The sequence below is a fragment of the Micromonospora sp. WMMD1076 genome (assembly GCF_029581475.1).
Taxonomy (GTDB): Bacteria; Actinomycetota; Actinomycetes; order Mycobacteriales; family Micromonosporaceae; genus Micromonospora; species Micromonospora aurantiaca.
The window spans coordinates 2682548-2694681 of sequence record NZ_CP120862.1 but is presented as its reverse complement, the minus strand read 5'-3'; the positions used below and the strand labels follow the sequence as shown (position 1 = coordinate 2694681).

The 12134-nt window shown below is 72.5% G+C and carries 14 protein-coding genes and 1 tRNA gene; 4 read left to right on the top strand and 11 right to left on the bottom strand.

The genetic code is table 11. From position 1 onward, the window contains the following. Positions 1-901: 901 nt before the first annotated feature. Positions 902-973: transfer RNA gene (locus tag O7622_RS13125), tRNA-Val, on the bottom strand. Positions 974-1023: 50 nt separating this feature from the next. Further along, complete coding sequence (locus O7622_RS13120; RefSeq protein ID WP_282314131.1) at positions 1024-1563, bottom strand: TIGR02611 family protein; 540 nt, start codon at positions 1561-1563, stop codon at positions 1024-1026. Positions 1564-1837: 274 nt separating this feature from the next. On the opposite strand from O7622_RS13120, the gene O7622_RS13115 reads away from it, so the two are divergent. Continuing rightward, the gene (locus O7622_RS13115; protein ID WP_007457244.1) at positions 1838-2269 is read left to right on the top strand and encodes an SsgA family sporulation/cell division regulator; all 432 of its coding nucleotides are present in this window, start codon (positions 1838-1840) and stop codon (positions 2267-2269) included. Positions 2270-2343: 74 nt separating this feature from the next. Here the strand turns inward: O7622_RS13115 and O7622_RS13110 are convergent, their stop codons facing one another. Then, complete coding sequence (locus tag O7622_RS13110) at positions 2344-3120, bottom strand: RhlG family 3-oxoacyl-ACP reductase (protein WP_282313594.1); 777 nt, start codon at positions 3118-3120, stop codon at positions 2344-2346. Positions 3121-3309: 189 nt separating this feature from the next. Between O7622_RS13110 and O7622_RS13105 the strand changes: the two genes are divergently transcribed. Next, positions 3310-4227: an AraC family transcriptional regulator gene (locus tag O7622_RS13105; RefSeq protein ID WP_282313593.1), complete on the top strand. Its 918-nt coding sequence runs from the start codon at positions 3310-3312 to the stop codon at positions 4225-4227. Between the two features lie 7 nt (positions 4228-4234). Then, on the top strand, positions 4235-4690 hold the full coding sequence (locus O7622_RS13100) for an Rrf2 family transcriptional regulator (RefSeq protein WP_282313592.1): 456 nt from the start codon (positions 4235-4237) through the stop codon (positions 4688-4690). Between the two features lies 1 nt (position 4691). On the opposite strand, the gene O7622_RS13095 is transcribed toward O7622_RS13100, so the two are convergent. From O7622_RS13095 to O7622_RS13070, 6 genes are read right to left on the bottom strand one after another with little or no spacing between them, the layout of a single operon-like run. After that, positions 4692-5303 carry a malonic semialdehyde reductase gene (locus O7622_RS13095; RefSeq protein ID WP_282313591.1) on the bottom strand — a complete coding sequence of 204 codons (612 nt, stop codon included), beginning with the start codon at positions 5301-5303 and terminating at the stop codon, positions 4692-4694. Further along, the gene (locus O7622_RS13090; protein ID WP_282313590.1) at positions 5300-5863 is read right to left on the bottom strand and encodes a flavin reductase family protein; all 564 of its coding nucleotides are present in this window, start codon (positions 5861-5863) and stop codon (positions 5300-5302) included. The genes O7622_RS13095 and O7622_RS13090 overlap by 4 nt, the downstream gene beginning before the upstream one ends. Continuing rightward, the gene (locus tag O7622_RS13085; RefSeq protein ID WP_282313589.1) at positions 5860-7194 is read right to left on the bottom strand and encodes an LLM class flavin-dependent oxidoreductase; all 1335 of its coding nucleotides are present in this window, start codon (positions 7192-7194) and stop codon (positions 5860-5862) included. The genes O7622_RS13090 and O7622_RS13085 overlap by 4 nt, the downstream gene beginning before the upstream one ends. An 11-nt stretch (positions 7195-7205) precedes the next feature. Next, positions 7206-8063, bottom strand: coding sequence for an ABC transporter permease (locus O7622_RS13080; protein ID WP_282313588.1), 858 nt, complete (start codon positions 8061-8063; stop codon positions 7206-7208). Continuing rightward, positions 8056-8874 carry an ABC transporter ATP-binding protein gene (locus O7622_RS13075; protein ID WP_282313587.1) on the bottom strand — a complete coding sequence of 273 codons (819 nt, stop codon included), beginning with the start codon at positions 8872-8874 and terminating at the stop codon, positions 8056-8058. The genes O7622_RS13080 and O7622_RS13075 overlap by 8 nt, the downstream gene beginning before the upstream one ends. After that, positions 8871-9899, bottom strand: a complete 1029-nt coding sequence (locus O7622_RS13070) for an ABC transporter substrate-binding protein (protein ID WP_282313586.1) — start codon at positions 9897-9899, stop codon at positions 8871-8873. Before O7622_RS13070 ends, O7622_RS13075 begins: the two co-directional genes overlap by 4 nt. Before the next feature lie 477 nt (positions 9900-10376). Between O7622_RS13070 and O7622_RS13065 the strand changes: the two genes are divergently transcribed. Further along, positions 10377-10556 carry a DUF4236 domain-containing protein gene (locus O7622_RS13065; protein ID WP_013284922.1) on the top strand — a complete coding sequence of 60 codons (180 nt, stop codon included), beginning with the start codon at positions 10377-10379 and terminating at the stop codon, positions 10554-10556. Positions 10557-10648: 92 nt separating this feature from the next. On the opposite strand, the gene O7622_RS13060 is transcribed toward O7622_RS13065, so the two are convergent. Then, the gene (locus tag O7622_RS13060; RefSeq protein WP_282313585.1) at positions 10649-11551 is read right to left on the bottom strand and encodes a hypothetical protein; all 903 of its coding nucleotides are present in this window, start codon (positions 11549-11551) and stop codon (positions 10649-10651) included. A 47-nt stretch (positions 11552-11598) separates the two neighbouring features. Next, on the bottom strand, positions 11599-12120 hold the full coding sequence (locus O7622_RS13055) for a VOC family protein (RefSeq protein ID WP_282313584.1): 522 nt from the start codon (positions 12118-12120) through the stop codon (positions 11599-11601). Positions 12121-12134 lie beyond the last annotated feature (14 nt).

Sequence of the window (12134 nt, the reverse complement as noted above, 5' to 3'; positions counted from 1 at the left end):
GACCGGAACCGAGCGATCCTTCGCCGCCGCACCGCTGCGAGAAGGCGCAGCGTACGCCGGCACGAACGGCAACAGCGTCACCGCCAGCAACACCGACACAGCCACCGCGCCCCGACACAGCAACCACCGGGTCGCCGCAATAACCCGCGACGAACGAACCTCTTGGTCCACGACCGCCCCCCGTCCCCACACGATCAAGAGTGAGCGAAACGTAGCCACCCACCAACCAACAGTCAATAGAAGATCACAGATGGTTGGCACGAACGATCATCTATCTCCACCAACCGGCCTCCACAGCCACGCAGCGTGCCCGCAGGGACGAAATGCGGGCCGCACCTGACCCTTCGGACGCACCGAAGAGGTCACCAAGCACCGGGGAACATTCCGGCTTTCCTGGGGAACGCCGACCAGGATAGGAGGCAATCCATGGGCGGCCCGCGAAGCCAGCATGCACAGTGGCAGCCCCCGTGCGAGCGCCTCGTGAGGCCTCACGGTGACCCAAGCCTTGCCGCCCTGACCGGATAGCTCGTCGAGCCGCTGCCGACCAGGGCCGCACGGTCCCGCAACGCGGCCGTCCGATGAGGACTGCGTTCTGGCGCAGCGGCAGAGCGATGAGGCTTCGCCAGTCGGCTAGGTGGTGCGGGGCAGTGCCCTACACCGGCTCTGCGGCTCCGCAGAACCTGGCGGCGCCGCTCTTCGCATGCTGTTAGGCACCGACTGCGTTCGCCGAGGCCGCGACTGCTACATGCCCGCGCCTCTCTACCAGTGCCACCGCCTTACTGCTCCGAGGTAGGACCCGGTGAGCCGGCACGACGTCCTGCTCCCAATCTAAGGGGCGAGACGGCAGAAGCCCGTTACCGGTGATTCCGGCGACGGGCCCCTGACCTGCATACATCTACGGTGGGCGATACTGGGATCGAACCAGTGACCTCTTCGGTGTGAACGAAGCGCTCTCCCGCTGAGCTAATCGCCCTCAGCGCGCATGACTCTACCCGATCGCCCGCCCGGACCAAAAACCGGGCCTCAGTGCGTCGCGAGGTAGTGCAGCGCCTCCGCCACCACGTCGATGCCGAAGCTGTACTTGAGCGACAGCCACACCACCGCGGACACGAACGCGAGCCCGACCGCGCCGAGCACGAACCGCACCGGCAGCGACCGCCGGGTCACCCAGCGCGTCCAGGAGTTGACGTGCCGGCGGGTGAACGCGAGCAGCCGTCGCGCCCAGTGGAACTCGACCGCCCAGACGCCGAGGCCGGCGATGACCAGCAGCCAGCCGGGCCCGGGCAGCGGGATCAGCGCGATACCGACCGTGACGACGATGGCGCCGAGGATGCCGACGAAGATCTTCAGGGCGACGCGGCCGGTGGGGTTGGCGCGGATGAGGTCGAGCGTGGTGTGCAGGCGTCCGCGCCAGCCCCGTCGCCGCCGGCGCCGCTCCATGAGAGCGCCTTGCGACCGCCCTTCCACCGGCACCTCGTACCCCCGACTTTCGGCTGCTCGGACCGCACCTTTCGGCGATTCGGCCGTGGTCCGCGACGTCACCGAGGAGCCCCTCGTGACCATTTCCACCCCCAGTGTCGCGCGGGACCGTCACCCCTGCTCACGACTGGACGTTACCGGAGTAAGTCGACGACTGAACCACCCGCTGCCGGGGCGGAACGACGGAGTGGGCGGAACCGAAAACTCTACGCGGGGCCAGGCGGTCCCGGGGGCTTTCGGAACCCCTTCCCACCACTGGGTGAAGTCAGCGTATGGCGGAGCGTAGCCAGGAGCAGCACCTGAGTATGGGAAAAGCGGGACACGCGCGTTCCGCAGCGGTGCCGGGGGGAGAACGTCCATGAGTGTCATCCGACCGACGACCGTAGAGGTCGAGACGTCGCTAAGGCTCGTCGCGCCTGACGCCACCGCCTTGCCGGTGCGTGCCAGTCTGCGTTACGACCCTGCTGACCCGTATGCGGTCCATGTCCTGTTCCATGCCGAGTCCGCCGGCGGCGAGGCGGTGAGCTGGTCGTTCGCTCGCGAACTGCTGGTCACCGGGCTCGACGAACCGGCCGGCATCGGTGATGTGCGGGTCTGGCCGTGGGCCACCCCGCGCGGCGACTTCGTCGCGCTGGCGCTGTCGTCGCCGGACGGCAACGCCCTGTTCGAGGTTCCGCGCAGCGTGCTGGTGCGCTTCCTGCGCCGGACCTACGTCGTCGTCCCGCGCGGCCGCGAGGCCGAGCACCTGGACGTCGACACCGCTGTGAACCGGCTGCTGGCCGGTCGCTGACACGGCGATACCCGGGGCCGCGCGGATCTGCCGAGTCCGCGCGGCCCCGGGCCGTCTCCAACCGGGGGTACGCGTCAGCCGCGCGTGGTGATCCCGCCGTCGACCGGGATGACCGCTCCGGTCAGGTACGCGCCCGCCCGCGACGCCAGGTAGATGGCAGTGCCCGCCATGTCCTCGGGCCGCCCGATCCGGCCCAGCGGCACCTGCTGCTCGATGGCCGCGCGCGACTCGGGGTCGTCCAGCGCGAACGCCATCATCTTGCTCTCGAACGGTCCGGGCGCGATCGCGTTGACGGTGATCTGCTCGCCGGCGAGCTGGTGGGCGAGGCCGCGGGTGAGCATGTGCACCGCCGCCTTCGTGGCGGAGTACGCGTACACCTCCATCCACGGCACCCGGATGCCGTCGATCGACCCGATGTTGATCACGCGGGCCGGGTCGTCGGCGCCGGCCGCGGCGCGTAGTTGCGGCAGCAGCGCGGTGGTGAGCCGGAAGACGGCCTTGACGTTCACCGCCCAGAGCTTGTCGAAGGCGCTCTCCGGGTACTTTTCCAGCGGCGCGCCCCAGGTAGCGCCCGCGTTGTTGACCAGCACGTGCAGCCGGTCGTGGCGCTCCCGCACAGCCTCGGCGAGCGTCAGCGCGCCCGCGTCGCTGCCCAGGTCGGCGGGGATCGCCTCGCAGTGGCCCTCGGCGGACAGTTCCTTGGCGACCGACTCGCACACGTCCGCTTTGCGCGAGGAGATGATCACCTTGGCGCCGGCCCGGACGAAGCCCCGCGCGATCATCAGCCCGATCCCGCGTGAGCCGCCGGTCACCAGGACCGTCTTGCCGTCGACCGAGAACAGATCCGTCATGTTCGTCCCATCGCCGTCTCCCGGCCGCGGGCCGGTCGGCCGGGGCCGCATCGGCCGGGGTGCGCAACGCACGCCGGCCCGGGTCTTACCGATCGGTAACCTAACCGTCCGGCTCGGCTGCGGACAAGAGCGGCCCGAGCGGGTGAAACCGTCGAGATGCAACGTGCGGGCGCTCCGGTTACCGTCGGGATGATGGTCACTACCGGTCAGCCCTCCCCGGCCACCCGCACCGGCCTGCCGGATTTCCGCCCCGGCACCGACGAGATCGTCACCGGTGTGCTCGGCGACCTCGCCGCCGAGCCCGGCTGGCCCCGCCCGGTCCTGCTCGACCGTGATCTGCTGATCCTGGTCACCCACGGCCACGGCACCGCCGAGCTGGACTTCCGGCCGGTCCCCTGCCGTCCGGGCACGCTGCTGCGCGCGCACCCCGGCCAGGCGCTGCGGTTCGTCGGCACCCAGCTCGACGCGACAGTGGTGAGCTGGCGGCCGGACGCGCTGCGCGGCCTCGACGTCGACCCGGACGCGGTGCCCGCCCACCGTCAGCTCGCCGGGGAGGACGAGGACGCGGTGATCAGCGAGGTGAGCCAGCTCGCCGTGGACGCCGACCGGCACGCGCTGGTGCCGGCCGCCGCGGCGCTGCTGCGCCACCAGCTCGCCGTGCTGCTGCTGCGGCTGAGCCTGCTGCCGCATCCGGGCGACGGCGCGACGCCCCGCGCCGAGACGGAGACGTTCCGGCGGCTGTGCCGCGAGGTGGAGCGCGGCTACCGGCACACCCGCCGGGTGGAGGCTTACGCCGCCCAGATCGGCTGCTCGGTGCGTACCCTGACCCGGGCCTGCCTGGCGGTGACCGGCCGCAGCGCCAAGCAGGTGATCGACGAGCGGGTGGCGTTGCAGGCGCGCCGGCTCCTCGCCGCCACCGACGAGTCGATCGCCTCGATCGGCCGGGAGCTGGGCTTTCCCGAGCCGACGAACTTCGGCCGCTTCTTCACCCGGGAGGTCGGGGTGAGCCCCGGGACGTTCCGGGCCGAGCGCGAGCGCCCGCTGGCCGTCCGTCTGGTGCGGCCCCGGCCGCCCGCCGACTCCCCCGTGCCGGGCGGCCAGGCATGATGGCACTGTGCAGATCTCCGCGCGCGGCGACTACGCGGTCCGGGCAACCCTGAGCCTGGCCACCGCGTACCCCACCCTGCTGTCCACCCAGGCCATCGCGGCGGAGCAGGACATGCCGCGCAAGTTCCTCGAGGCGGTGCTCGCCGACCTGCGCCGGGCCGGGGTCGTCCGGGCCCAGCGCGGCGCCGAGGGCGGCTACACGCTGGCCCGGCCGCCGCGGGAGATCACCATCGGGCACGTGTTGCGCGCCGTCGACGGTCCGCTTGCGGGGGTACGCGGGCTGCGCCCCGAGGAGACCCGGTACGAGGGGGCGGCGGAGAACCTGCCCCGCCTCTGGGTGGCGGTACGCGCGTCGGTGCGCCGGGTGGTCGACGAGGTGAGCCTGGACGAGTTGGTCAGCGGCCGGTTGCCGGCCCACGTGCGCAAGCTGACCGCGCAGCCGGACGCGTGGGAGCCGCGCTGATTCACAGCGTGCCGACGACCTCCTCGTAGGGCAGTCGCGGCAGCCGTTCCCGCCAGGCGTCCGGGGCAGGGCGGCCGATGTTTATCAGCAGCAGCACCCGGTGCCGCCCGCCGGGGAAGAACTCCCGTTCCACGCCTGCGGCGTCGAATCCGGCCATCGGCCCGGCGGCCAGCCCGGCGGCGCGTACGCCGACCAGCAGGTAGCCGATCTGGAGCGCGGCGTTGAACCGGGCCTGCGCCTCCCGGCCGGCCGGGTCGCCGGTGAGCCAGTCGCGGGCGCCGGGGCGGTGCGGGAACAGTTCGGGCAGCCGGTCGTGCCAGTCCACGTCGGCGGCGAGCACGGCGGTCAGCGGCGCGGTGGCCGTCTTGTCCCGGTTGCCGGAGCTGACGTACGGCAGCAGCCGCGCCCGGGCCGCCGCGGAGCGCAGCAGCAGCACCCGCAGCGGCTGGCCGTTCATCGCTGTCGGGCCGTACCGGATCAAATCGTGGACGGCGCGGACCTGCTCGTCGGCGACCGGCTCGTCGGTGAACGCGTTGGCCGTGCGGGCCGCCCGGAACAGCAGGTCCTGGGCGGCCCGGTCGAGCGCGATCAGCTCGTCGGCGGCGGTGGTCACCACGCCTCGGGCCAGTCGCCGAGCGTGGTGGTGTAGCCGCCCCGGTGGTGCAGCAGCGGGTCTCCGTCCTCGCCCGCGCCGAGCGCGAGCGGCTCGCCGAGCAGGATGGTGTGGTCGCCCGCCTCGATCCGGCGCACGACCCGGCACAGCAGGACTGCGAGCGCATCGCCGATCAGCGGCACGCCGAACGGCCCGATGGTCCAGCCCGGGTGGGCGGTGAACCGGTCGATGCCGCTGGTGGCGAAGATCTGCGCGATCTCCTGCTGGCCGGAGGCGAGCAGGTGCACCGCGACGTGTTCGGCCTGCTCGACTGTGGGCCAGCTCGACGACGCGCGGCCCAGGCAGACCGAGACCAGCGGCGGGTCGAGCGACACCGACGTGAACGAGGTGGCGGTGAAGCCGGCCGGGGGCAGGTCCGGCCGCATCCGGTTGCCGCGCAGGCCCGGTGTGGTGACCACTGTGACAGTGGACGCCTGGCGGCGCAGCAGGCCGCGGAACGAGTCGACGTCGACCGGGCGCAGCTCGACGGTCCCGGAGCCGGGCCGGTCCACCGTGGTCACGACGCCACCAGCTCACGGGTCGCGTAGACGCTGGCCGGGCGGGGCAGGCCGTAGTGCTCGCGCAAGGTGCGCCCGGTGTACGCGGACCGGAACAGCCCGCGCCGGCGCAGCAGTGGTACGACGTGGTCCACGAAGGCCTCCAGTCCATCGGGTAGCAGCGGTGGCATGACGTTGAAGCCGTCGGCGGCGCCCTGGGTGAACCAGAGCTCGATCTGGTCGGCGATCTGTTCCGGGGTGCCGACCACGACGCGGTGCCCGCGTCCGCCGCCGAGCCGGCCGATGAGCTGCCGCAGGGTGAGCAGTTCCCGCCGGGCCAGGTCGACGACGAGTTGGTAGCGGCTCTGGTGGGACTGCACGGCGCCGGTGTCCGGCAGGTCCGGCAGCGGGCCGTCCAGCGGCAGCCCGGTCAGGTCGAGCCCGGTCATGCCGGAGAGCTGGGCGAGCGCGTGCTCGGGCACGATCAGGGCCTCCAGTTCGTCGGCGAGGGCACGGGCCTCCCTTTCGGTACCCCCGATCACCGGCGCGATACCGGGCAGCACCTTCACCAGGTCCGGGTCGCGGCCGGCGTCGGCGGTGGCCCGCTTGAGCGCCGCGTAGAACGCCTGCCCGTCGGCCAGTGTCTGCTGGGCGGTGAACACGGCCTCGGCGTACCGGGCGGCGAACGCGATGCCGTCGGCGGACGAGCCGGCCTGCACCAGCAGCGGCCGGCCCTGCGGCGGGCGGGGCGTGTTCAGCGGCCCGCGGACCCGGAACCGCTCGCCGGTGTGGCCGATCTCGTGCACCCGGGCGGTGTCGGCGAAGACGCCCGCCGCGGTGTCCAGGACCAGCGCGTCGTCCTCCCAGCTGTCCCAGAGCTTGATCGCCACGTCGACGTACTCGGCGGCCCGCCGGTAGCGGTCGGCGTGCGCGGGGTGGTCGTCGAGGTTGAAGTTGCGGGCCTCCCGGGCCTGGGCGGAGGTGACGATGTTCCAGCCGGCCCGCCCGCCGCTGAGGTGGTCGAGCGAGGCGAACGCGCGGGCCAGGTTGAACGGTTCGGTGTACGTGGTGGAGGCGGTGGCGATCAGGCCGATGTGCTCGGTCGCGGTGGCGATCGCGGCGAGCAGCGTGATCGGCTCGAAGACGGCCTGGATGTTGTGGCGTACGGCCGGGCCGACGGCGAGCCCGTCGGCGAGGAACACCGAGTCGAGCGTGCCCCGCTCGGCGATGCGGGCCAGTTCCTGGAAGTGGCGTACGTCGGCCAGGCGGCCCGGGTCGGCGCGGGGGTGCCGCCAGGCCGCCTCGTGGTGGCCGACACCCATCAGGAAGGCGTTGAGGTGCAGGGTCCGGGACATGGCGGTTCCTCTCAGGCGGTGGTGACGTCGACGCGCCAGGTGGAGAAGCGGCGTTCCCCGGCGACGAGGAGCTGGTTGACCACCAGCCCGATGGCGGAGATGGTGATGATCCCGGCGTACATGTCGGGGATCGCGAAGTTGTACTGCGCGTAGTTCACGAGGTAGCCGAGCCCGGCCTTCGCGCCGACCATCTCGGCGGCGACGAGCACCAGGATCGAGTACGCCCCGGCGAGCCGGACGCCGGTGAACACGGTCGGTACGGACGCCGGCAGGATCACCTTCTGGAACAGCCGCAGGTGGTTCAGCCCCATCGAGCGGGCCGAGCGGATCAGCAGCGGGTCGACGCCCTTCACGCCGGCGATGGTGTTGAGCAGGATCGGCCAGGAGCAGGCGTAGACCACCAGGGCGATCTTCGACGTCTCGCCCAGTCCGAGGATGAGCACGAAGACCGGCAGCAGCGCGAGCGCGGCGGTGTTGCGGAACACCTCCAGCAGCGGGCTGAGCAGGTCAGCGAGCGGCCGGTACCAGCCGATCAGCAGGCCGAGCGGGATGGCGGTGACCACGGCGAGGGCCAGCCCGGTCAGCGAACGGGTTCCGCTGGCGCCGACGTGGTCGGCGAGCTGCCCGCTGCGCAGCAGTTCCCACCAGGCGGCGAGCACCTCGGACAGCGGGGGCAGGAAGACCCGGTCGACCAGGCCGGCGCGGGGCACCGTCTCCCAGATCGCGGCCAGCGCCAGCAGCGCGGCGCTGCGGTGCAGCGCCCGTGCGCCGAGGCCGAGCAGGCGTCCGGGCCGGTGGGGCACGACGGCCGGCGCGGGCGGGGCGGGTGCTGCCACCGGCCGGGCCGGTGGTGTGGCGACGTCAACCAACGCGGGCCTCCTCGCGTACGGCGGACTGCGCGGCGCGCACCTCGTCGCGCAGCAGCGTCCAGATCTGGTGCCGGTGGTGGCGGAACGCGTCGGTGGACCGGACGTCCTCCTCGGCCTCCCGGTCGCCCAGCTCGATGTCGATGACCTGTTTGATCCGGCCGGGCCGGGACGTCATGACGGCGACCCGCTGACCGAGGTGCACCGCTTCGTCGATGCCGTGCGTGATGAACACGACTGTCTTCCCGGTGGCCTGCCAGATCCGCACCAGCTCGTCCTGGAGCGAGTCGCGGGTCTGTGCGTCGAGCGCGGCGAACGGCTCGTCCATGAGCAGCACGTCCGGGTCGTACGCGAGGCTGCGGGCGATGGCGACGCGCTGCTTCATGCCGCCGGACAGCTCGTGCGGGTAGCGGTCGGCGAAGCCGGTGAGCCCGACCAGGTCGAGGTGGTACGCGACCAGGTCGGCGCGCTCGGCGCGGGGCAGGCCCTTGGCCTCCAGTCCGAACGCGACGTTGCCGGCGGCGGTGCGCCAGGGCAGCAGCGCGTACTGCTGGAAGACGATGCCCCGGTCGAGGCCGGGCCCGGTGACCGGGTGGCCGTCGACGAGCACCTGCCCGCCGGTCGGGGCGGCCAGCCCGCCGAGCAGGTCGAGCAGTGTGGACTTGCCGCAGCCGCTGGGACCGACGACGACGAGGAACTCGCCGGGGCGTACCCCGAGGGTGAGATCGTCGAGCGCGGTGACCGCGCCGCCGCCACCACGCCGCCCCGGGAAGACCTTGCGCACCCGGTCGAAGAGGATCTTGTCGGTGCTCACGCGCCACCGCCGGGGGTCGCGGCCGCGTTGAACCGGTTGGTGTAGAGGTCGGACGGCTTCGGCCGCTCGCCCTTGAGTTCGCCGGAGCCAACCAGCCAGTCGATCCAGGTGGCGAACTCCCGGTCGGTGATGACGCCGCCGGGTTCGGCGACGCCGCTGGACTTCCAGTACTCGACGAGCGTGGTGTCCTCGTTGCGCCCGCGCGCGGTGATGATCGCCTTGAGGCGGGCCACCACCGTCTCGCGCGGCTGGGCGCGCGCCCACTCGATCGCCTTGCCCACTGCGGTGACGAACGTCCGGACCGTGTCCGGGTTACGGGTGAGGAAGTCGTCGCGGAAGACGTAGCTGCCGGCGCTGAACGGGCCGAGCAGTTCGTAGTCGGTGAAGACGGTACGGATGCCGCCGTTGGCGACCGCCTTGTCGCGGATCACGCCGCCGAGGACGGCGACATCGATCTGGCGGGCGCGTAGCGACTGCTCGGTGTTGACCGGCGGCAGCGCTACTGGTTCGACCTTGCCGATCTCGGCGGCGGTGAGGCCGCCGCGGGCCAGCCAGGTGCGCAGGACGGCCTCGGCGTGCGCGCCGAGCGTGTTCATGCCGACCCGCTTGCCGATCAGGTCGCGCGGGCCGCGGATCGGGCTGCCGTCGAGCACGTAGTAGCCCTGGAAGGTCTGCGCGTCGGAGCCGTAGTAGCTGACGACTGCGGTGATCGGCGCGTCGGCGGCCTGGAGCTTGACGATCGCGCCGTTGAACGCGCCGCCGAAGTCGCTCTGGCCGGTGGCGGTGGCCTGGATGTCGGCCGGGCCGCCGGTGACGTTGCCGATCCAGTCGAGCTTGACGTCGCCGAGGTAGCCGAGGTCGGCGGCGAGTTCGGGGAGGGTCACCTGGCCGACCGACCCCTGGTAGCGCAGTTCCTTGGTCTGCACGCCGCCGGCGGCGTCGGTGCCGCACGCGGTGGCGGTGGTGAGGGCGAGCAGGGCGACGGCGGCGGTGAGGGCACGCCGCGGCGATCGGGTCGAGGGCATGGCGGAGTCTCCTGATCTGTCCACGATGCGGTGGAGGGGGCCCGCGCGGGGCCGGGGAGCACGCCGTACCGCGCCGGGCCACGGTGCGCCGGCTGCGGGAACGGACGGGCGGAGAGGGAACGACGAGCGCTCGGCTCAACAGAGCGCGCTCGCGTGCCGGACCAGGTCGACGTGCACGCGAGCGGTGAGGAGAAGCTCGTTCCGCTGCGACATGTCCTCATGCTGCCGACCGCTCTCCATGCCGGTCAACGCCCTTCCAACCAGTGAGACTCTTATCGCTGGCTTTGTTACGACACGCCTCCACCAGCATTTACGACTCCTTAACACCTACCCGTTGGATAGAGATTTTGCCGGGCGCCAGTCCCACCGTCCAGAGCGGATCGGGCAGGGTTTCGCGAATCGTCGATCCGGGCATGTTCGTTGCCGCGAAGGCACGGAGACGACTGCAGAGGCAGGGAGACGAAGGAGGCACCCCCGATGGGCGTCCAGTTCCGCAAGCGTAAGAAGTACGGGCCGCTGATCCTCCACTTCACCCAGAACGGCTTCTCGTCGTGGAGCATCAAGATCGGCCGCTGGTCCTGGAACTCGAACACCCGCGCCCACCGCGTGGACCTTCCGGGACCGCTGTCCTGGAAGCAGGACAAGACCCGGGCCTGAACACCCGGACATGGATCGGGGCGCCGGCGACTTCGCCGGCGCCCCGATCGTGTTCAGCATCGGTGTGGTCGCCACCGGGGCTTCGATAGTGGTCAGGCAGATGACCCAGCGGTCGGGACGGCGCTGATCGACACGTCCCCGCCGAGCCGGCCGCGCTCCGGGTCGCGGGTCACCGCGCCCGAGGCGAGCAGCGAGGTCAGCGCCCGGTTGACGTCGGCGGCCCGGTAGACGGTCGCTGTGGTGGCGAAGCGGCGCAGCTCGGTGACCGTACGCGGGCCGGAGCGGGCCAGCTCGGCCAGCAGTTCCCGGCGCAGCGGACCGGGCTCGGGATCGAGCGAGATGTCGAGCAGCCGGCCCTGCGGGTCGGCCGGGTCGCGGTAGCGCACGCCGGCGTACTCGTCGACCGCCCAGAGCGCCTCCTTGACCGCCTCCAGCCCGTGGTCGGAGACCGTGCCGTAGCCGAGCAGCCGCGCCGGGCCGTCCCCGTCGGGCACCAGCTCGACCTCGGTGACGAGCGGGAACCCGGCGTCGGTGAGCGCCGGGCGCAGCGATCGGCCGGGCGCGGTGACGAGCAGCAGTTCGGCCGGGCGCCCGGACGCGGCGGCGGCGAGCAGGGCCGGGTCCGGGTCGGCGCCGTCGGCCACTGTGAGCAGCGGCGCACCGGCCGCACCGGCCGCCTTGAGCGCCACCGGCAGCCGGTCCGGGCCACCGGGCACGAGGTGCACGGCGACGTCGGCGGGCAGCGCGGCCTCGGCGGTGCCGAGGCGTACCGGCAGGTCGGTGCCGTCGTCGGCCACCACCAGCACGGTCAGCCGCCGCCCGCGCAGCCGGTCGGCGAACTCGGCCACCACCCGCAACGCCTCCTCGGCGCCGGTGGCGTCACCGCCGCCGTACGCGAGCGCGAGCGTGGCCCGCCGCGCCCGGTGCAGCGCGGCGGGGAGCCAGTGGTCGAGCCGGCGGACGAGCAGCTCGCGCAGGACGGCGTCGGTGGACATGGTGCCGTTTCTACCGCACGGCGCGGCGGCCCGGCCGTGAACCCCGTTCAGACCGGGACGGAGATGCCCACGCCGCCGCGCGTCTGCCCGCCGTAGCGCTGCCGCTCGCGGTCGAGGTCGAGCCGCCCGATGCGGGTCCGCGCGGCGAGCGCGGCGTCGTCCAGCCGGTCGGCCGGGACGATCCAGACGATCTCGAACTCCAGGCCGTCCGGGTCGCGGCCGTAGAGGCTCTTGGTGGTGCCGTGGTCGGACGCGCCGACCAGCGCTCCGGCGGCGGACAGCCGCTCGGCGGTCGCGCCCAGCTCGTCGAGCGTGTCCAGCTCCCAGGCCAGGTGGTAGAGCCCGACGGTGGCCCGGCCGGGCTGGGGCGCCCCGGCCGCCGCGCCGATCTCGAACAGGCCGAGGTCGTGGTCGTTGGTGGAGTCGGGCGCCTGGAGGAAGGCGGCCCCGCGGAAGCCCTCGGGCGTCATCGGAACCCGGCGGAAGCCCAGCACGTCGCTGTAGAAGGCGACGCTGCGCTCCAGGTCACTGACGTAGAGGACGGCGTGGTTGAGTCGGTGGATGCCCATGCCACCGACTGTAC

Bases quoted from the DNA above. Each gene is read 5' to 3' on its own strand.
- O7622_RS13120 (WP_282314131.1), bottom strand. From the start codon at position 1,563: ATGGTCACGAGGGGCTCCTCGGTGACGTCGCGGACCACGGCCGAATCG.
- O7622_RS13115 (WP_007457244.1), top strand. From the start codon at position 1,838: ATGAGTGTCATCCGACCGACGACCGTAGAGGTCGAGACGTCGCTAAGG.
- O7622_RS13110 (WP_282313594.1), bottom strand. From the start codon at position 3,120: ATGACGGATCTGTTCTCGGTCGACGGCAAGACGGTCCTGGTGACCGGC.
- O7622_RS13105 (WP_282313593.1), top strand. From the start codon at position 3,310: ATGATGGTCACTACCGGTCAGCCCTCCCCGGCCACCCGCACCGGCCTG.
- O7622_RS13085 (WP_282313589.1), bottom strand. From the start codon at position 7,194: ATGTCCCGGACCCTGCACCTCAACGCCTTCCTGATGGGTGTCGGCCAC.
- O7622_RS13070 (WP_282313586.1), bottom strand. From the start codon at position 9,899: ATGCCCTCGACCCGATCGCCGCGGCGTGCCCTCACCGCCGCCGTCGCC.
- O7622_RS13065 (WP_013284922.1), top strand. From the start codon at position 10,377: ATGGGCGTCCAGTTCCGCAAGCGTAAGAAGTACGGGCCGCTGATCCTC.
- O7622_RS13060 (WP_282313585.1), bottom strand. From the start codon at position 11,551: ATGTCCACCGACGCCGTCCTGCGCGAGCTGCTCGTCCGCCGGCTCGAC.
- O7622_RS13055 (WP_282313584.1), bottom strand. From the start codon at position 12,120: ATGGGCATCCACCGACTCAACCACGCCGTCCTCTACGTCAGTGACCTG.